The sequence below is a fragment of the Streptosporangium sp. NPDC006007 genome (assembly GCF_040614315.1).
Taxonomy (GTDB): domain Bacteria; phylum Actinomycetota; class Actinomycetes; order Streptosporangiales; family Streptosporangiaceae; genus Streptosporangium.
This window is the reverse complement of record NZ_JBEXUG010000046.1, coordinates 1-19,531: the sequence shown is the minus strand read 5'-3', so window position 1 is coordinate 19,531 and position 19,531 is coordinate 1. Positions and strand designations below refer to the sequence as shown.

16 protein-coding genes are annotated in these 19,531 nt (G+C 70.1%); 4 read left to right on the top strand and 12 right to left on the bottom strand.

Annotated elements, in window-relative coordinates; genetic code table 11:
• Window positions 1–17: 17 nt before the first annotated feature.
• The 3 genes from ABZ194_RS26035 to ABZ194_RS26025 all read right to left on the bottom strand — a co-directional run bounded on the left by ABZ194_RS26035 (window position 18) and on the right by ABZ194_RS26025 (window position 4,023).
• Window positions 18–1,079 (bottom strand): aminotransferase class I/II-fold pyridoxal phosphate-dependent enzyme, encoded by a 1,062-nt coding sequence (locus tag ABZ194_RS26035; RefSeq protein WP_355599638.1) that lies wholly within the window; start codon window positions 1,077–1,079, stop codon window positions 18–20.
• Between the two features lie 204 nt (window positions 1,080–1,283).
• Window positions 1,284–2,240 carry a D-alanine--D-alanine ligase gene (locus ABZ194_RS26030; RefSeq protein ID WP_355599637.1) on the bottom strand — a complete coding sequence of 319 codons (957 nt, stop codon included), beginning with the start codon at window positions 2,238–2,240 and terminating at the stop codon, window positions 1,284–1,286.
• Between the two features lie 550 nt (window positions 2,241–2,790).
• Window positions 2,791–4,023 carry a PLP-dependent aminotransferase family protein gene (locus ABZ194_RS26025; RefSeq protein WP_355599653.1) on the bottom strand — a complete coding sequence of 411 codons (1,233 nt, stop codon included), beginning with the start codon at window positions 4,021–4,023 and terminating at the stop codon, window positions 2,791–2,793.
• Between the two features lie 295 nt (window positions 4,024–4,318).
• Between ABZ194_RS26025 and ABZ194_RS26020 the strand changes: the two genes are divergently transcribed.
• On the top strand, window positions 4,319–4,939 hold the full coding sequence (locus ABZ194_RS26020; protein ID WP_355599636.1) for a GNAT family N-acetyltransferase: 621 nt from the start codon (window positions 4,319–4,321) through the stop codon (window positions 4,937–4,939).
• 449 nt (window positions 4,940–5,388) lie between these two features.
• Here the strand turns inward: ABZ194_RS26020 and trxA are convergent, their stop codons facing one another.
• From trxA to ABZ194_RS25980, 8 genes are all read right to left on the bottom strand, one after another.
• The gene (gene trxA, locus ABZ194_RS26015; RefSeq protein WP_355599635.1) at window positions 5,389–5,712 is read right to left on the bottom strand and encodes a thioredoxin; all 324 of its coding nucleotides are present in this window, start codon (window positions 5,710–5,712) and stop codon (window positions 5,389–5,391) included.
• A 39-nt stretch (window positions 5,713–5,751) separates the two neighbouring features.
• Window positions 5,752–6,684, bottom strand: a complete 933-nt coding sequence (gene trxB, locus ABZ194_RS26010; protein WP_355599634.1) for a thioredoxin-disulfide reductase — start codon at window positions 6,682–6,684, stop codon at window positions 5,752–5,754.
• A gap of 144 nt (window positions 6,685–6,828) precedes the next feature.
• A complete protein-coding gene (locus tag ABZ194_RS26005) occupies window positions 6,829–7,704 on the bottom strand; it encodes a zf-HC2 domain-containing protein (protein ID WP_355599633.1) in 876 nt (291 codons plus the stop codon).
• Complete coding sequence (gene sigM, locus ABZ194_RS26000) at window positions 7,694–8,341, bottom strand: RNA polymerase sigma factor SigM (RefSeq protein ID WP_355599632.1); 648 nt, start codon at window positions 8,339–8,341, stop codon at window positions 7,694–7,696. Before sigM ends, ABZ194_RS26005 begins: the two co-directional genes overlap by 11 nt.
• Before the next feature lie 114 nt (window positions 8,342–8,455).
• Window positions 8,456–9,976, bottom strand: a complete 1,521-nt coding sequence (locus tag ABZ194_RS25995; RefSeq protein WP_355599631.1) for a protein kinase family protein — start codon at window positions 9,974–9,976, stop codon at window positions 8,456–8,458.
• 195 nt (window positions 9,977–10,171) lie between these two features.
• Window positions 10,172–11,776 (bottom strand): murein biosynthesis integral membrane protein MurJ, encoded by a 1,605-nt coding sequence (gene murJ / locus ABZ194_RS25990; RefSeq protein ID WP_355599630.1) that lies wholly within the window; start codon window positions 11,774–11,776, stop codon window positions 10,172–10,174.
• 29 nt (window positions 11,777–11,805) lie between these two features.
• The gene (locus ABZ194_RS25985) at window positions 11,806–13,932 is read right to left on the bottom strand and encodes a DUF6049 family protein (protein ID WP_355599629.1); all 2,127 of its coding nucleotides are present in this window, start codon (window positions 13,930–13,932) and stop codon (window positions 11,806–11,808) included.
• 46 nt (window positions 13,933–13,978) lie between these two features.
• The gene (locus ABZ194_RS25980; RefSeq protein ID WP_355599628.1) at window positions 13,979–14,500 is read right to left on the bottom strand and encodes a YbaK/EbsC family protein; all 522 of its coding nucleotides are present in this window, start codon (window positions 14,498–14,500) and stop codon (window positions 13,979–13,981) included.
• Between the two features lie 169 nt (window positions 14,501–14,669).
• Between ABZ194_RS25980 and ABZ194_RS25975 the strand changes: the two genes are divergently transcribed.
• Window positions 14,670–16,067, top strand: a complete 1,398-nt coding sequence (locus tag ABZ194_RS25975) for a CCA tRNA nucleotidyltransferase (protein ID WP_355599627.1) — start codon at window positions 14,670–14,672, stop codon at window positions 16,065–16,067.
• Between the two features lie 5 nt (window positions 16,068–16,072).
• Entirely contained in the window at window positions 16,073–17,293 is a 1,221-nt protein-coding gene (locus ABZ194_RS25970) for an adenosylmethionine--8-amino-7-oxononanoate transaminase (RefSeq protein ID WP_355599652.1), read from the top strand.
• Here ABZ194_RS25970 and ABZ194_RS25965 read toward each other — a convergent pair.
• Window positions 17,247–18,545 carry an MFS transporter gene (locus tag ABZ194_RS25965; RefSeq protein ID WP_355599626.1) on the bottom strand — a complete coding sequence of 433 codons (1,299 nt, stop codon included), beginning with the start codon at window positions 18,543–18,545 and terminating at the stop codon, window positions 17,247–17,249. The genes ABZ194_RS25970 and ABZ194_RS25965 overlap by 47 nt on opposite strands.
• 148 nt (window positions 18,546–18,693) lie before the next feature.
• Here ABZ194_RS25965 and idi point away from each other — a divergent pair, with 148 nt between their 5' ends.
• On the top strand, window positions 18,694–19,275 hold the full coding sequence (gene idi / locus ABZ194_RS25960; RefSeq protein WP_355599625.1) for an isopentenyl-diphosphate Delta-isomerase: 582 nt from the start codon (window positions 18,694–18,696) through the stop codon (window positions 19,273–19,275).
• Window positions 19,276–19,531: the final 256 nt, after the last annotated feature.

The following is a 19,531-nucleotide window of genomic DNA, read 5'->3' as shown; positions in this document are numbered from 1 at the left end:
GCCCTCGCCGGCCCCCGTCAGACGTCGACCTCTCCTCGTAAGGCGCGGCGGATGTCGGCGATGAACGTGTCCACCTGCTGGGGGGTGGTGTCGAAGGACGTCACCCAGCGCACTACGTTCTCGGCCGCGTTCCAGACGTGGAAGAGATAGTGCCGCTGGAGATCGGCGATCACCTTCTCCGGGAGAGCCGGGAAGACGGCGTTGGACTGGACGGGGTAGCGCAGCGAGACGCCGGGCAGGTCGGCGACGCCGCCGGCCAGCCGGTGGGCCATCGCGTTGGCGTGTGCGGCGTTCCGGCGCCAGAGGTCGTCGGTGAGAAGCGCGGTCAGCTGGGCGGAGACGAAGCGCATCTTGGAGGAGAGCTGCATGCTCTGCTTCCGCAGGAACAGCGCCGGCGCGTGCAGGTCGGGGCGGAGCAGGACGATCGCTTCGGCGCCCATGGCGCCGTTCTTGGTGCCGCCGAAGCTGAGGAGGTCCACGCCGGCATCCGCGGTAAGCGCTCGTATCGAACAGTCGAGCTCGGCCGCCGCGTTGGCCAGCCGGGCGCCGTCCATGTGGAGGAAGAGCCCCCGGGCATGGGCGAAACCGGAGAGTTCGGCGATCTCGTCGGGGGTGTAACAGGTGCCGCACTCGGTCACCTGGGAGATGGAGATGACACGCGGCTGGGAGTGGTGCTCGTTGCCCAGCACGGAGAGCCGGTCCCGGAGGTCCGCCACCGTGATCTTGCCGTTCTCCGTGGGGATGGGGATGAGCTTGGTGCCGAGCGCGCGTTCCGCCGCGCCGCATTCGTTGGTGTTGATGTGCGCGGTAGCCGGGCAGAGGACGGCGTCATAGGGGCGTAGCACGAGACCCAGCCCCACGACGTTGGCGCCGGTTCCGTTGAACATGGCGTAGGCGGCGGCCTGGACGCCGAACTCGGCCCGGAAGGCGTTCTCCATCGCCCGGGTCCAGGCATCCTCGCCGTAGGCGGGCGCGTCCCCGGTGTTGGCCTCGACGATGGCGGCGAGCACCGCCGGATGCACGCCCGCGTGGTTGTCGCTGGCGAAGCTCTTGGGGAAGGTGATGGCAGAAGTCGGCACGAGTCCAGCCTAGGCGTTCCGTCTTGGGAGATTCATGACAGAGCCGGTGGACGGGAGGCCACCGAACGCGGTGACAGTGGATGTCCGGCTGATGCTCGGCCGGCGCCGGTGTCCGGGGCGCCCCCGCTCGGGTGGCGTGATGACCGCCGGAGGGCAGGCGGTCACCGGGGGGAAGTGAGACTCAGAGCGGGGGCGTCGGGGAAATCAGGCGTTGGCGCGGGCCGCGGCCTGTTCCAGCAGGAGGCGGCAGAGCGCGCCGAGGTCGTCGCCGGCGGCTTCGACCGCCATGGGAAACAGAGAGGTCTCGGTCATCCCGGGGGCGACGTTGACTTCGAGGAAGTAGGGGAGGCCCGCTCTGTCGACGATGAGGTCGGTACGGGAGACGTCGCGTAGGCCGAGGGCGGTGTGGGCCGTGACGGCCATCTGGGCGCAGGCGGCGGAGACCTCGGGGGACAGGCGGGCGGGGGCGAAGAACTCGGTGTGGCCGGCGGTGTAACGGGCCGCGTAGTCGTAGACGCCCGTGTCGGGGACGATCTCGACGGGTGGAAGGGCCGTCGGGCCGTCACCGAGGTCGATCACGGAGACGGAGATCTCGACACCCTCGACGCAGCGTTCGATCAGCGCGGTGTCACCGTAGGCGAAGCAACCGACCATGGCGGACGGGAGGTCTTCGGCGGCCCGGACGATCGAGGCCCCGAGCGCGGAGCCGCCTCGGGACGGCTTGACGAACAGCGGGAGGCCCATGCGCTCCACGATGCGGGCCAGCACCGAGGCGGCGCCGAGATCGTGGAAGGTCTCCTTGGGCAGTGTCACCGAGTCGGGGGTGCGCAGGCCGACGGAGCGGACGACCGTTTTGGCGGTGGGTTTGTCGAAGGCCACCCGGCACGCGTCGGGGCCGGCCCCGACGTAGGGAACGGAGAGGAGTTCGAGAACCGAGCGGATGGCGCCGTCCTCGCCGGCCCCGCCGTGCAGGGTGACGAAGACCGCGTCCGGCGGATCGGCGAGCACGTAGGGCACCAGTGAGGCGTCGGTGTCACGTGTCTCCACCGAGACGCCCGCCCCGCGCAGCACCTCGCTCACCCGGCGACCCGAACGCAGGGAGACCTCCCGCTCATAGGAGAGTCCGCCTGCCAGGACGAGTACGTGGCCCAGATCACCCATCCGAAAATACCTCTCCTCGCAGCCCATGCCGAGTCTTGGGGTCGCTCTCCCCGTGACCGGGGCGATCTGCCCCATAACGGCGCCGACGCCCCATAACGGCGCCGGAAGTCACCGTACGGCACGGTGCCGGAAGTCACCGTACGGCATCCCGTCGCGTCGGCGTACGACCTGGGGCCCCCGATGAGGGGACGGAGTGTCTCCACGTGAGAGGTGAGGGGCCGGGGTCTCCTGCCCGGGGATGCGCGGCGGCGGGTGCGTTGACCCCGCGTGGGCGGGGAGAGCGCGGGCCTCACCCGCCTCCGGCCCGGGCATGAGGCCGGGGCATGAGGCGGGAGGCCGGGAGGCGGGGCTCACGGGGGTGGCGGGGGTGGCGAGGATGGCGGGGATGTGGTGACCGGCGCGGGACGCGGGGACGGTGGCGAGGAGGCCACCAGGCCGGCGGTCAAACTCCCCCGGGCGCCGGAGGGCGGTCAGAGCCGGAACAGGTCAAAGGGGAGGGCGACGGGGTGGGCGCCTCCCCCCCCCGGAGACGCCCGTTCCAAAGGGCCGTTCAGGCGAGGTCGGGGCCCGGGGTGTCCACTCCGGTGTGCTCGGCGGACGCGCCGGGACCGAACATGTCGCGCACCCGGAGCTCCTGCTCGATCACTCCGGCCAGGCGGCGAACGCCCTCGCGGATGCGGTCCGGCTCCGGATAGCAGTAGGACAGCCGCATGTGGCGCGCCCCCCCGCCGTCGGCGTAGAAGCCGGTGCCCGGGACGAACGCCACCCGCTCGGCGACCGCGCGCGGCAGGAGCGCCTTGGAGTCCAGTCCCTCGGGAAGGGTGGCCCAGACAAAGAAACCGCCTCCGGGGCGGGTCCAGGTGCAGCCGGCGGGCATCAGCGACTCCAGTGAGGCGAGCATGGCGTCCCGCCGTTCACGGTAGAGCTCCTGGAAGGTCTTGATCTGCTCGCGCCACGGCTGGGTGGCGAGATACTGGCCGACGGCGAGCTGGGTGAAGGAGGAGTGGGACAGCACCGCCGACTCCATCGCCAGCACCAGCTTGTCCCGGATGGCGTGCGGGGCGAGGGCCCAGCCGACCCGGAAGCCGGGGGCCAGGGTCTTGGAGAACGAACCGAGGTAGACGACCCCGTCGGAGCAGTCGGCGCGCAGCGCCCGCATGGACGCGCCGTCGAAGCCCAGCAGGCCGTACGGGTTGTCCTCCACGATCAGCACGCCCGCCCGCTGGCAGATGTCCAGAACCTGCTGCCTGCGCGCCACGTTGAGCGTTACCCCGGCGGGGTTCTGGAAGCTGGGGATCGTGTACAGGAACTTGATCCTGTTGCCCGCGGTCTGCAGGGCGTAGACGGTCTGGGCGAGCGATTCGGGGATGATCCCCTCGTCGTCCATGGCGATGTGGACGACCTTTGCCTGGTAGGCGGAGAAGGTGCCCAGCGCGCCCACGTAAGAGGGGCCCTCGGCGAGGATGACGTCGCCGGGGTCGATGAAGATGCGGGTGATCAGGTCAAGGGCCTGCTGCGACCCCACGGTCACGACGACGTCGTCGGAGTTGGCCTCGACCCCCTCCAGGCGCATGACGTCGCAGATCTGCTCGCGCAGGTGCGGGTCCCCCTGGCCGGAGCCGTACTGGAGCGCGACCGGGCCGCGGCGGGCCACCAGGTCGGCGACGAGCTCCCCCACCACGTCGAGGGGGAGGGCGGTGACGTACGGCATGCCACCGGCGAGCGAGACCACCTCCGGCCTCGACGCGACGGCGAAGAGAGCTCGAACCTCGGAAGCGACCATCCCGGCAGCTCGTGCGGCGTACCGATCGACGTAGGCGTCGATCCGCGACCCTTGGGGCGCGACGGTCTGACCGTGATCGGAGTCTTGGGGCACGGTCCACCTCCTAGGTTAAGGGGAGCACACAGTGCTCAAGCTAGAGAAACCAGGTTACGGCAGGGGTCGTTGTCGTCTGCGTGTGGGGACGGGACACCCTGAAACCAGGGCCCGCACTGAGCTACGATGCCAGCTGGGGACGCTGTTTTCGCGGGTTTTTCGCCATGGCTTGCATTCGTCTCGCCAGGATTGGGGCCAACAGGTGTCGCGTCGGCTGGCAAACGTCACTCTTGATAATCTCGACGACTTGCCGTACCGCTGCCGCCGGTGCGTTTTCTGGGAACTGGACCCGGTGAACGGCAACCGCGCGGTGGAGGCGGGTGACCCGGGTCTGGAGAAGGAGGCCTGGATCTCCTCCACCCTGCTGGAGTGGGGCAGCTGCGGGAAGATCGTCTATGTGGACGGTGTGGCCGCGGGCTTCGTGCTCTACGCGCCGCCGCACTACGTGCCCCGCTCGGTGGCCTTCCCGACCTCTCCGGTCAGTGCCGACGCGGTGCTGCTGATGACCGCGCACATCATCCCGGAGTTCTCCGGCGGCGGTCTGGGGCGGATGCTGGTCCAGGGGGTGGCCAAGGATCTGACCCGGCGGGGGGTGCGGGCGATCGAGGCGTTCGGCGACCTGAAGTGGGAGCAGCCGGGGGCGTGCCTGATGCCCGCCGACTATCTGCTCTCGGTGGGCTTCAAGACGGTCCGGCCGCACCTGCGTTTCCCCCGGCTCCGGCTGGAGCTGAAGTCCGCCGTTTCGTGGCGTGAGGACGTCGAGGTGGCGTTGGAGAGGTTGCTGGGCTCTATGAGTCCGGAAAGGGCGCTAAGGCCCGTCTGAGGCGATCTGGGGCCTCTGTGGATGCCCTCTGGTCGTCCGCGCCGCGCGTGGACGCGCCGGAGGCGCGTCGGCGTGAACAGGCCGCCGCCGGTGGGCCGTGCGCGGGGAGGCCCGCGAATCCGCCGGCGTGAGGGGCCTCCGGCCGGGCCGGGGTGCCGCGCGGAGGCGGGACACCCCGGCCGGTCTTCGCCACGCGGACAATCCGAACAAAGCATCGGATAGTGCCGGATGTGCGGACAAGAAGGCGCGGGACGGCGCCTGCTGTGGTGACCATGAATGTTCGCCGGGTCGCGCGTCGTTCACCGGCGCCGGTCAGGCCTGCGCCGCCGCTCGCCGCACTGGACGGCGGTCAACCCGGCGAGGGGTGTCACGCCCACCGGCGAGGGTTGTCACACCCGCCGGGAACCGGGATCGAGTGATCGAGTGATGGCGATCCTCACTCCAAGAACCTAGATGATGCCCTCAAGCTCGCGGAGCAGCATGGCCTTCGGCTTGGCACCGATGATCTGCTTCACGACCTCCCCGTTCTTGTAGACGTTCAGGGTCGGGATCTGGAGCACGCCGTAGGTTCCGGCGGTCGACGGGTTCTCGTCGACGTTGAGCTTGACGATGGTCAGCTTCTCGGCCTGCTCGTTCGCGATCTCCTCCAGGATCGGGGCGACCTGGCGGCAGGGGCCGCACCACTCGGCCCAGAAGTCGACGATGACGGGTTTATCGCTTTTCAGGACGTCGGCCTCGAAGCTGGCGTCGGTCACGTTCTTGATGGCGCCCAAGGTTCCTGATCTTCCTTTCTGGAGTGCTGACCGTTCGGGTCAGCTGTCGTGGTCGGCCAGCCAGCGCTCGGCGTCCAGTGACGCGGCGGTGCCGGTGCCCGCGGCGGTGACCGCCTGACGGTAGATGTGGTCGACGACGTCGCCGGCGGCGAAGACACCGTCCAGGTTGGTGCGGGTGAAGGGGGAGTCGACCTTGATGTAACCCTGGTCGTCCAGCTCCACCTGGCCCTTGACCAGCTCGGTGCGGGGGTCGTGGCCGATGGCGATGAACAGGCCGGTGGCCGCCAGGTCGCTCTCCTGGCCGGTCTTGAGGTTGCGCAGACGCACGCCGGTGACCTTGGAGTCGCCCAGGACGTCGACGACCTCGCTGTCCCAGACGAAGCGGATCTTCTCGTTCGCGAACGCGCGGTCCTGCATGATCTTGCTGGCGCGCAGCTCGTCACGGCGGTGCACGACCGTCACGGAGTTGGCGAACCGGGTGAGGAAGGTGGCCTCCTCCATGGCGGTGTCGCCGCCCCCGACGACCACGATGTCCTGGCCGCGGAAGAAGAAGCCGTCACAGGTGGCGCACCAGGAGACGCCGTGGCCGGACAGCCGCTTCTCGTTGGGCACGCCCAGCTCGCGGTAGCCGGAGCCGGTGGCCAGGATGACGGCCTTGGCGAGGTAGGTGTCCGTGGCGGTCCTGACGACCTTGGGGTTGGCGGCCAGGTCGACCTCGACCACGTCGTCGGCGATCAGCTCGGCCCCGAACCGCTCGGCCTGCTTACGCATGCTGTCCATGAGGTCGGGCCCCATGATCCCGTCGGGAAAACCGGGGAAGTTCTCCACCTCGGTGGTGTTCATCAGGGCACCGCCGGCGGTGACCGACCCCTCGAAGATCAGGGGCTTGAGGTCCGCGCGCGCAGAGTACACCGCCGCCGTGTAACCGGCGGGACCCGATCCAATGATGATCACATTCCGGACGTCGATCACTACTGCGCCTCTCCCTCTGTCATTGCCAGTGGCGTCAACAGATCCTAGGCGTCGATGATTCCCGCCTGGCACGGAGAAGCCCGGTATGGACGAATCCATACCGGGCCTCCCTGCGGATGAGGTGTCTTCAGCGGTGTCGGCGGGTCACTTCCAGTGTGCGAGCGCCGGCTTGCGCACGTCGTCGCACTGCGGGCCCACGACGTGGACGCGCACCGAGTTCTTGGCCCGGTTGTGCCAGAAGACCAGGATGTTGGCCTCCTGCCCGTTGTAGAGGCCCTGGTCCACGGCGAACGGTGCCGTGCCGACCTCGCCCGAGACCTGCTGGATGCACTTTTCGAGTTTGGAGCCCTCGACCGGGTCCTGGGCGTCCACGATCTGCGCCGGACCGATGTACTCCAGGAGCGAGCCCCTGAGCTCCCGGTCGGTGTAGTTCCAGTTGCTGTCGGTCAGTTGGTAGCCGTCGCTCGTCTGGGCGGACTGGGCCGGCTGCGCGAGCGGTGCGGGCTTGGCCGGGGCCGCGGCGGAGAGCACGCCGCTCGCCATGGTGACCGCGCCGATCACCGCCGCCGCCACTCCCGCCACCGCGGGCAGGGCCCACCGGCGCCGGCGCGTGGCCTCACGCCGCCTGGCCGGCACCACGGTGCCGTCCTCGGAGACGACCCCCAGTCGTGTCGCGGGCTCAGGCTCTCGCTCCGGCTGTGGAAAAGGAGTGCTCTCCCACGGCGCGTCGCGCATGATGTCGTCCCAGGCCGGTGCTTCCACCAGGCCTACTCCACCTCCACGGAAGCTTTCTGCCTCGGCTGCCAGTGCGCGGTCGATCCGGAGCGCGACCCCCATCGGCATCGCCGGCGTCGGCGTGGCCGCGAGCATCTCACGGACCGCCGCGAGGTCGGCGAGGTTCTCGCCACAGGGATCGCAGATCGCGAGATGCTCGCGTACCTGCAGGGCCGTGGCGGCGTCGAGAAGACCCTCGGCCAATTCGGCCAGGATCTCCAGGTCGTAGTGCGTATCACCCGTCACGAAGTTCTGCTCCCTTCGCGGATGAGACGCGAGACAGGTCGGATCGGTTCCGCAGGTGCGAAAGAATTGGGGCGAGTTTCGCGCGTCCACGCGCGCATCTGCTCTTCACGGTGCCGCTTGGTACCTCCAGAACCTGGGCCGCGTCCTCCACGGAGTAGCCCATCATGTCCACGAGCACGAGCGCGGCCCGCTGGTCGGACGGCAGCAGTTTGAGTGCCGCCGAGACCTCCATCGAAACCTCGCGCTCGGCCGTCTGATCCAGCACCGGGGTGTCACGTTCGGCTGCCTCCACGAGCTCGTCGTCGGCGACCGGGCGGATGGACTTCCGGCGCATGCGGTCCAGGCAGGCGTTCACCACGATGCGGTGCAGCCAGGTGGTGACGGCCGCCTCGCCGCGGAAACTCTCGGCCTTGCGATAGGCCGAGACAAAGGCGTCCTGGACGGCGTCGGCCGCCTCGTCGGGGTCACCCAGCGTGCGCAGGGCGACCGCCCACATGCGGTCTCGATGTCGTCTGACTATTTCACTGAAGGCGTGCGGATCCCCCGCGATATGCCGGGTCAGCAGCTCGGCGTCGGGCACAACGGGCCGCGCCGTCTGCTGGTCCGCCACGGGCGGGGTCTCTGGTGGGGAATTCACAAGGAGAGTCCTGCTATGCCGATCCGGGGAGAACACCACTACGTGATAGATGGTGCCACGAAATCTTCCACGATCTGTAAGAAGCCGGATAAAAGCGATCAACTACCACTGGCGTCACTTGACGGCGAGAACCTTCACATCGACCACACTGCCGCGGAACATGCCCTGGTAGGTGGGGAAGTCGGGCAGCCTGGTGAACCAGATCAGAACGTAGCGGCCCTTCTGCGGAGAGTCCGCGTTGAAGGTCTTCTTGCCCACCGTGTCGGTGAACTTGTGGGCCACCGACAGGACACCCAGATCGGATGAGTCGCCGACCCTGACCTCCACGGTGCCGCCGACGCTCTTGGCGCCGAAGTCGACCGTCATCTGTTTCACCGGCACGCTCTGCCCCATGTCGAGCAGGAGGCCGACCCCCTGCTTCAACCGGCCGAAGTCGGCGGACCCGTACGATTCGGAGTGCCAGTCGGTGGAGGGCTTGCCGTCCACCGCGTTCAGGGCGAGCTCGGCTCGCTCCTCACCGTCACCCAGCGGGTCGAAGCCGGAGACCGACTGGGGCTTCACCTCGCGGGTGGCGACGGTCACGGTCGGTGTGGGCGTCGCGGTCTCGCCGACGGCCGGGGTGCCGCCGTTGCCGATGTTACGGCCGAGGGTCCAGGCGCCGAAGCCGACGGCCGTCATCACCAGCAGCACGACCACGGTCATGGCCACCTTGCTGACGATCCCGCCACCGGCCGGGCGAGGCCGGTGGTGCTGCGGGTGCTGAACGGGCGGGCGCGGACCGGGACGCCGAGGCTCCGTGACGTCCAGCCCCTCCGAGCGCGAGGCCGTCACCGGGGGCAGCGCGGTCATCGGCATGGGCATCGGCATGGGCGTGGGCCGGGGCACCGAGCTGAGCGCCTCGGCGAGTTCCGCGGGCGTCGTGAACGGGGTGAGCCCGCGCTTGCCCTCCGGCAACATCGCCCGGCAGACGATGGTGTCGAGATAACCGGGCACGCCCGCGGTGACCTGCCGGGGCGTGCAGAAGTGACCGTCGCTCATCGGCGCGGGAGGGAGCCCGAAATCCTGCTCGCCCGGCCAGTGGCCGGTCAACCCGGCGTACAGCAGGCGGCCGAGCCCCTCGGTGTCGGTACGGGCGGGATCCTCGCTGGTGACGTCCATGAGCACGGCGTCCACCCCCAGGCCGAGCAGCTTCAGCGTGCTGCCCGCCGTCCACACCAGGTGCTCGGGGGTCAGGCAGAGGTGGCCGAGGTTCGCCTCGTGCGCGTGGGCCAGCGCCTCGGCGGCCTCCGCGACCAGGGCCGCGGCCCGCTCGGGCTCCAGCGGCCCGGCGGCGATCATGTCGGTGAGGGTCTCCCCGCTCACCCACTCGCTCACGACGTAGGAGTGACCGTCGTCCTCGGTGGCGTCGAAGACCTGGGTCAGCCGCGGGTCGGTCAGCCGGCTGGCCACCCGGGCGGCCGTCACGACCTCGTTCAGCCGGGGAAAGTCGGGGTCGAAGGTGTGCACGGCGACGGGCCGGGCAAGCACCTCGTCGATGGCCTTCCAGAGGGTGGCTCCGCCGGAGGTGTGGACGCGGTCCTCAAGCCGGAAACGCTCGGCCAGTTTTGTGCCGGGCTCGACGGCGGAGGGACTCATGAGCTCTCCACGGATGAGAACACGACAGCGCCCCACCAGGTTGACACATCAGGACACAACACGCGATGCCGGGTGGATCCGCCCACGCCCTCCTGCTTCCATTAGCCGCATGTCACCACACGCGTCGCACCATGTTAGTCCCGTGCAGGTTCCGCCCGTGTTCTCCTTTTCAGACGCTTGGAACAACCCTTTGGGTTACCTGCGTACCCGGCTCGCGACCATTTCAACGACCGAACTCACCTCGGGGATGCGCATCCGGTGTGCGACGGCCAGATAGAGAACCATACCGAGACCGCCGCCCGCGGCCAGCATGATGGTCGCGCTGAGCGCGTTCAGCCCCGCCAGCTCCTGGGTGAGCCAGAGCACGCCGAGTGCGAACAGCGCGGTGGGGAGAGCGGCCACGTACATCCGTGACAGACCTCTGGCCACCTTACGCCCCTCAAGACCCCGCACACGGCGGCTGGCGAGGATCCAGCCGACGGCGGTGCCGGTGATGTAGGCGACGGTGAACGCGAACGCCAGGCCCATCAGGATGTAGCGCGCAGGCAGGGTGAGGTAGACCAGCAGGCTGAGCGAGGCGTTCACCGCCACGTTGCCGACGGCGAGGAAGGCCGGTGTGCGGGTGTCGCCGAAGGAGTAGAAGACGCGGAGCAGGAGCTGGAAGAGCGAGAACGGCACCAGCGCCAGGCCGAAGACCTGCAGCACGTTGCCGATGGAGACCGCCGATTCGACGGTCATGTTGCCCCACGAGAAGATCAGCACGGTCACCGCGGGGCCCAGCACCATCAGCAGCAGCCCCGCCGGCACCAGCAGCGCCGAGACCAGGCGAACGCCCGAGGAGAACTCCTCCCTGACCGAGTCGAGCCGGCCGTCGGCCACGGCCCGGCTCATCCGGGGCAGCACCGCGGTGATCACGGAGACCGCGATGATCCCGTAGGGAAGCTGGAAGAACTGGTAGGCGTAGGCGTAGGCGGAGTTGCCCGAGCCGGGCGACTGCTCGCCCGCGCCGGACGCGAGCTTGGTGGTGATCAGGAAACCGAGCTGGCTGATCCCGACGTAGGCGAACATCCACACGGCGGTGCGGCCCATCTCGCCGAGCCCCGCCTCACGCAGGTCCAGCCGGGGCCGGAACCGGAAGCCCACCCGGTGCAGTGAGATCACCAGCACCGCGCACTGGGCCACGATCCCGGCGGTGGTGCCCAGGCCCAGCAGGGCCAGGTCGGCGTTGGTCACCGTGCCGATGTCCGGGCCCGCCTTGCCCAGCTTCACGTAGTAGGCGAGGGCCACACCGATCATCACGATGTTGTTCAGCACCGGGGCCCACATGGGAGCGGCGAACCTGTCGCGGGTGTTGAGGATCGCCCCGGCGATCGCGCCGACGCCGAAGAAGGCGATCTGCGGCAGGATGTACTGCGCCAGCCTGACCGCGACCTCGATCTTCGTGGTGTTCCAGTCGGCGCTGTAGAGGCTGACCAGCGGTCCCGCCAGCAGCACACCGGCCACCGCCACCACGGTCAGCGCGACCACCCCGAGCGTCATCAGCCGCTGCTCGTAGGCCCGGCCGCCGTCCGCGTCCTCGCGCTGCCGCCGGACGATCATCGGCACCACGACGCTGCTCAGGATCCCGCCGATGAGAAAGTCGAACAGGATGAGCGGGATGGCGTAGGCGACGTTGTAGGCGTCGCCGAGCGCGTAGGTGCCGATGGCCGCCGCGAGCACCGCCGTACGGACGAAGCCCGTTACGCGGGAGGCCATCGTCCCGGCCGCCATGATCGCGCTCGCGCGCAGGACCCTGCTCATCTTCTATCCTCCGCCAGATCGCCAGGTGCTCAGGACTCGGTGCCGGCCGTCGCGTTCGCGCGCCTCTGTGGTGCGGCGGGCGTACCGCGGCGGCCTCCCCTGCGGCGCAGGACGCGCATGACCACGGCCGCCAGCATCACCACGAGGGCCGCTCCGACGATCACCAGCGCGATCCCGGTGTAGCCGGTGGTCCGCACGGTGAGCTCGACCGGCGTGCCGTACCTGCGCCCCTCACCGGTCACCAACTGGACCCGCACCGTGGTCTGGCCGCTGGCCAGCGCGGTCATCGGGACCCGGACGGTCTGGTTCTGGCCCCCCAGGATCACCATCCGGTCTTCGTAATGCTCGATCCGCAGCAGTTTGGGCTGCTGGGAGGTCACCCTGAGCCGGACCGAGACCTCGCTGCCACGTCCCGTCAGCCCGTTGCGGACGCTGATCGGCACCTCGCCGTTGGCACCGGCCAGGGTGCGGAGCGGGGACTGCTCGCCGCCGGTGATCGAGACCTCGCGGATCCGGCCGTCGACCGCCGCCCCGACCTGCGCGACGTACGGAGCCGCGGCCTCGGCCCTGTCCCGCCAGGCGGAGGAGGACAGCCGCAGCAGCGCCAGGTCGAACACGTCGATGTCCTGGACCGTGGTGATCGCGGAGGTCAGGTCGGCGCGGCGGCCGACGCGTTTGACGCCCTTCATGTGCGGTCTGCCGAGCTCCCTGCGCCGGTCCTGGTCGGTGTAGGTGAGGTCGGCCCTGTCGATCTCGGCGCCCTTGCCCCGCTTCACCGCGTTCAGCGTGGCGGGGGCGAGCCACGGCAGACCCTCGGCGGTCTTGACCAGGTCCGCCAGGTAGGCCGGATCCGGGTTCCAGCGCCGCGACGGGGCGGCGATCACGGTCCGCGAGGTGGTGACGGGCTCCAAGCCGATCATCGCGGTCTCCGCGATGAACCGCCGCCGGTTCAGCAGGGCGTCGCCGGGGGTGGAGGTGTCCGCCGACAGGGTCTCGCTCAGCGCCGTGTCGGCGATCAGGGCCGTGACCGGGCCGTTCACACTCTCCACGGTCGCCGAGGCGTCCGGAGTGGTGACCGGGGGCGTCACGGGCGGCAGATTCGGCTCGCTCAGCAGTACGGTGTCGACCCCGCCGGTGGCCAGCAGGTCCAGCGCGTCATAGTCGATCAGCCCGTTCACCGGCCAGTTCACGGTGGTGATGAGGTCGCGGCCGAGGGTCTCCCTGCCAACCTGCCCGGCCGCCTCGATCGCCGTCCCCGTGGAGTCGTCGACGCCGTTGTGGGCCAGGGCGGTCACGTCGGGGTCGGCGTAGGGGGTGGCCACGACCGGCGGCTTGGCGAGCGCGGTGCGCAGGGAGGTGAGCCAGGCGGCGGCCGAGGTGTCGGCGGGGCGCTTCTCCGTCTTCTCCCCGACCTTCACCGAGTGCGGCCTGCTCAGCGTCTGCACGTCGTCGAGAAGCGCGGGGTCGACCACCCAGGTGAGGTTCCTGGCCGAGGTGGTGCTCTGGGCGAGCTTCAGCAGGTTGCCCAGGCGCCTGCCGGGGGTGATGGCCGCGGGCAGGCCGTCGTCGACGAAGGTGTCGTCGACGGCCCTGCGCGGCTGGTCGATGATCGGCAGCACCATGGCGAGCCTGGTGCGGGGCACGGTGAGGTCCTGTGGCAGATAGACCAGGAGGGTGCGCTGGGTGGCGACCTGACGGCCTAGGGCGTCGAGCACCTCGATCATGATCGGGTAGACGCCGAACCGGGAGATTCCCCGCTGCTGCGGGGTGAACACGAACTCCCACGGAGCCTTCGCCGAGGGGGGGAGGCTACTCGGCTGGAGGTAACGCTCGTCGCGCCAGGCGGCCGGGTGCGGCCCCTGGCCGTTCTGGTAGGCCGCCATGTCGGCGCGCCGGGCGAACGGCTGGGACGAGTAGTGCATCCGGACCCGCATGCCGGTGACCGTCTCGGCGCCGGTGTTGACGAAGGAGCCGGTGACCCTGATCTCCTCGGTCGGCTCGCGGGGCACGTCCGGGGTGATCGTCTCCACCACCAGCTGGGGCGCCTGCCGATGCGCCGAGGCCGTCCGCGCGTCCGCCGTACCCTGAACGGCCACGGCCGCGGGGAAGAGCAGCGTGGCGGTCAGCACGGCGAGCAACGTGGCCTTGCGGATCACGTGTCGGCCAGGGGTCGGGTACGGCGCACGCCCGCAATGCTATGGCCTATCCGGCGAGCGGGAAGGTCGCCGCCTTCTTCCGTGACCGTGACCGGGCCAGGTCGATGGTCTTCCCTGAAACAAGCGCGAGCAGGTGATCGGCGCGGATCAGCAGCGCGGTGCGGCGCTCCCCGGCAGGTGTGTGAACGAGTTCCCGGCTTCCGGCGAGTCGCCCATCGACCAGCACGGTCAACCCGTCGGGGAGCAGCAGCGGGCAGACCAGCCCGGCCGCGTAGTCGGTGGCGGAGTTCACCGTGAAGGCCGAGGCGGGACGGACGTGGCGGGTGCCCAGGAGGGCGCCGATCGCGCCGGGGCGGGGCGGCGCGTCCACGGAGGCGACGACGGCCACCGGCTCGGGGCCGATCCGGGTCGTGACCTCGAAGACCGTGACCCCCACGCAGGTCGCCGGGCTCACGGCCAGCAGTTCCGGCAGCTCCTCGGCGCACGTCATCGCGCGCGGAAGGCGTACGATCTCATGGTGGACCTGGTGTGCGAGGAGCCGGCGGTGGATCGCGAGGGCGTCCTTCATGTATGTGCTCCTTGCCTCGACTCGCCTCGACGCACGGCCCCCGACGGTCTCCTCACCGACCGTAACCTGGTGATCGCTTGAGGTGTATCCCCAGAGGGAACATGTTCCGTAACCGAAGGACCTACCCGGCTTGTCCCTTTCAAACCTGACTGAGAACCAGCGGCACGGTATGAGCGAGCTGTTTCGGAAGATCGCACCCGTGGCCGACGAACTCGGCGAACTGTTCGCCGCCAGGGGGTATCAGATCGCCCTGGTGGGCGGTTCGGTCCGTGACGTCTTCCTGGGCAGGATCGGCAACGATCTCGACCTGACCACGGACGCGCACCCCGAGGCGGTTTTGGAACTCGTCCGCGACTGGGCCGACTCCATCTGGACGATCGGCATCGACTTCGGCACGGTCGGCGTCCGCAAGGGCAACTGGCAGCTGGAGATCACCACCTACCGCAGCGAGTCCTACGACCCCAAGTCGCGCAAGCCCGAGGTGGTCTACGGCGACACGCTGGAGGGCGACCTGGCCCGGCGCGACTTCGCGATCAACGCGATGGCGCTCCGCCTGCCCTCGCGTGAGTTCGTGGACCCGCACGGCGGCCTCGACGACCTGCGCGCCAGGGTGCTGCGCACCCCGGGCCCCGCGCGGCAATCGTTCGACGACGACCCGCTGCGGATGCTCAGGGCCGCCAGGTTCGCCAGCCAGCTGGGCTTCACCGTGGATCCGGCGGCGTTCGCCGCGATGAGCGCGATGGCCGAGCGGATCGAGATCGTCTCCGCCGAGCGGATCCGCGACGAGCTGGACAAGCTCGTCCGAGGCGACCGCCCCCGCGAGGGCCTGGCGATCCTCGTCGAGTCGGGGCTGGCCGCCCACGTCCTTCCCGAGCTCCCCAGGCTCCGCCTGGAGATCGACGAGCACCACCGGCACAAGGACGTCTACGAGCACACGCTGATCGTGCTGGAGCAGGCGATCGGCCTGGAGGAGAACGGCCCCGACCGCATCCTGCGCTGGGCCGCGCTCCTGCACGACGTGGGCAAGCCCAAGACCCGCCGCCACGAGCCCGGCGGCAGGGTCTCCTTCCACCACCACGAGGTGGTGGGCGCCCAGCTCGCCAGGAAGCGCATGGCGGAGCTGAGGTTCCCCAAGGACGTGGTGGCCGACGTCTCCCGGCTGGTGGAGCTGCACCTGCGCTTTCACGGGTACGGCACGGGGGAGTGGACCGACTCGGCCGTGCGCCGCTACGTCCGCGACGCGGGGCACCTGCTCGAACGCCTCCACAAGCTGACCCGCGCCGACTGCACCACGCGCAACAGGCGCAAGGCGCAGGCCCTGTCGCGGACCTACGACCAGCTGGAGGAGCGCATCGCCCGGCTGGCCGATGAGGAGGAGATCGGCAAGATCCGCCCCGAGCTCGACGGCAACGAGATCCAGCGGCTCCTCGGCGTTCCGCCGGGGCCCGTCATCGGCCGCGCCTACCGGTTCCTGCTGGAGATGCGGCTGGACAGGGGCGTTCTCGGCGAGGAGGCGGCCACCGAGGCCCTGCGCGACTGGGCCCGCGAGAACGGGCTGCTCTCCTGACCGGCCTGGCGGACTCAGACCGCGAGCACGTCTGGCACCCGTACGCGGCGGTGCCGTCGCCGACGCCGGCGCACGTGGTCTCCAGGGCGGAGGGGGTACGGCTGACGCTCGCGGACGGCCGGGAGCTGGTCGACGGCATGTCGTCGTGGTGGGCGGCCGTCCACGGCTACAACCATCCCCGGCTCAACCGGGCGCTGAGGGATCAGCTGGAGGACATGGCGCACGTCATGTTCGGCGGGCTCACCCACGAGCCCGCCGTACGGCTGGCGCGCACCCTGGCCACCATGACCGGGCTGCCGAAGGTCTTCCTCGCGGACTCGGGCTCGGTGGCCGTCGAGGTAGCGATCAAGATGGCGTTCCAGTTCACCGGCAGGAGCCGTCTGCTCACGGTCAGGGGCGGCTACCACGGCGACACCTTCGGGGCGATGGCCGTCTGCGACCCGGTCGGCGGCATGCACCACCTGTTCTCCGGCGCGCTGCCCCGGCACGTGTTCGCCGATCGGCCACCGGCCGTGCTGGACGGCGGCTACCTGGCCCATCTGGACGAGACGGTCGCCCGGCACGCCTGCGAACTGGCGGCGATCATCGTGGAGCCGGTCGTCCAGGGGGCGGGCGGCATGCACTTCTACCACCCGGCCTACCTGCGCAGGCTCCGCGAGCTGGCCGACGAGTACGGTGTCCTGCTGATCGCCGACGAGATCGCCACCGGGTTCGGCCGGACCGGTGAGCTGTTCGGCTGCGACCACGCCGGGGTCCGGCCGGACATCATGTGCCTGGGCAAGGCGCTGACCGGCGGCTACATGTCCATGGCGGCGACGCTCTGCACCGAGCGGGTGGCGAAGGGCGTCGGCGTGCTGATGCACGGGCCGACCTTCATGGGCAATCCGCTGGCCGCCGCCGTCGCGAGCGCGTCCCTGGAGCTGCTGGGGGAGCGTCCGTGGCGTGAGGAGGTCAAGCGGATCGAGGCCGGGCTGGCGGAGGGCCTGGCGGAGGCCGCGCGGGCTCCGGGGGTGAGGGAGGTGCGGGTGCTCGGCGCGATCGGGGTCATCGAGACCCACGAGCCCGTCGATGTCTCGAAAATTCAGGACATCGTAATAGGGCACGGCGTCTGGCTCCGCCCGTTCAACCGGCTGATCTACACGATGCCTCCCTACTCGATCGGCGACGACCTGGAGACGATCACGACGGCGATGACGGCAGCGGCTCGTTCGCTCGGCTCGGCGTGATCGCCCGGTAGAGCACCGCGCCCCCCAGATATCCGGCCGCGATCAGCCCCAGCACCGGCAGCGACCTGCCGTCGGCCGGCAGCAGCGCCGCGGCCAGGGCCGCGGCCAGCACGTAGGTGCCGTTGAAGAGCATGTCGTAGATCGAGAAGGCCCGGCCGAGGTAGGCGTCCTCGACGTCGCGCTGGACGCTGGTGTCCGCGCAGATCTTGATGCTCTGCCCGGCGACACCGAGCACGAGGCCGCCGACGGCGAACCCCCACTGCTGGAACGGCGCGCAGAGCGCGAACGTCAGGACGCCGGCGGTGACGAGCATGGCCGGGATCCAGCTCTCGACGGTGAAGCGCTCGGTGGCCCACGGGGTGACGAGGATGGCCAGGAAGTAGCCCACCCCCGAGGTGGCCGCCACCAGGGAGGCCGCGGCCAGCGCGTTCTCGGCGCTGTCGGCGAAGTAGTAGCGGGAGAGCATCACCAGCATCGCCGTGCACATGCCGTACATGAACCGGTGGGTGGCCATCGCCCCCATCGCCGCGGCGGCGGCCCGGTGGTGGACGATGTGCCGCGCGCCGTCGGTCAGGCCGCTCACCACGTGGCGCAGGGCCTCGCGGGTCTGGGGCCGGTTCGGGTCGTAGGCCGGGCCGAGCAGGTGCCGGTCCATGGTTCTGGCGATCAGCGCGCTGAGCCCGAAGACGACACCGGAGGCGATCATCAGCACCGCCGTACCCCGGTGGTCCGCCCCGAAGACCGTCCGGAGCAGATAGCCCAGGCCCACGCCGAAGAAGGTCAGCACGGTGCCGGAGGTGGGGGTGACCGCGTTGGCCACCAGCAGCCGGTCGGCCGGGACGACGTGCGGCAGCGAGGCCCCGAGCGCGGCCAGGAAGAACCGGTTCACGCCGAGCACGGCCAGCGCGGCGGTGTAGAAGAGCGCGTCGGGGGCGTCGGCCGCGACGAGCGCGGCGGTGGTCAGCAGCAGCGCCCCGCGGACCAGCGGAGCCACGACCAGGATCTGCCGCCGGGACCACCGGTCGATGAACACGCCCGCGAAGGGCCCGAGGATCGAGTACGGCAGGAGCAGCACGGCCAGCCCGGCGGCCACCTCGACGGCGCTCGTGCTCCGCTCCGGGCTGAAGAAGGCGAATCCGACCACCGCGAACTGGAAGATGCCGTCGGAGAACTGTGAGACCAGGCGGGTGCCGAACAGCCGCCGGAAGTCCCGACCTTCCAGGACCACGCGTAGATCGGATACGAAGGACACGCGCTCAGCTTACGCGCGGCCGCCTTGAGATAAGCATCAGGAATATCCCGGAGATATACGGAAATATCCGTCTAACGCCCGTCCGGCTTCCATGATCTAAACGCTGATCAGGCCCGATGGATCGGTATGGTCACGTACCCTCGGTCGGGTGACAGCTGATGAACACGTCGTGCTCGTCGACGCCGCGGGGAACGCGATCGGTACGGCGCCCAAGGCCACGGTGCACGGCCCGGACACGCCCCTGCATCTCGCCTTCTCCAGCTATGTGTTCGACCGCCTGGGCCGGGTGCTTCTCACCCGCCGGGCCTCGCACAAGCTCACCTGGCCGGATGTGTGGACCAACAGTTGCTGCGGCCACCCCCTGCCGGGCGAGTCGATCCCCGAGGCGGTCGGACGCCGGCTCTCCCACGAGCTCGGGCTGAGGGCCGCCGGGGTCGATCTGCTGCTGCCGCGCTTCTCCTACCGGGCGGTCATGGACAGCGGGATCGTCGAGCGGGAGATCTGCCCGGTCTACCGGGTGGTCGTCGACACCGAGGCCGCGCCGAACCCCGAAGAGGTCGGGGAGGTGCGCTGGACGCCGTGGCGGGAGTTCGTCGACGGGGTGCTCGGCCACCGGCTCGCGATCTCCCCGTGGTGCCGTGAGCAGGTTCCCCACCTCGTCGAGCTCGGCCCCGACCCCCTCGCCTGGCCGGTCGGCGACCCCGCGGAGCTGCCGCCCGTCGCCCGCTGACCCCTGCCCCGCCAGGGTTCACCCGGGTGCGGGGGAGCCTCGCGCCGCCGAGACCGGGCGCCCGCGAGCCGATGACGGCCGCGTTGGTGATCGGCGGCCTCACGGCCGCCGAGGCGGCCGGGAGACCGGTGTGCGGGCGCGGAGCCGTACGAGATCGTCACCCACGACCACGAGCATGGTCTCCATGAGCGCGGTCTCCATGAGCGCGGCCTCCGGGACCGGGAGTCCCGGAGGCGGTGAACCCCTCCGCTCAGCG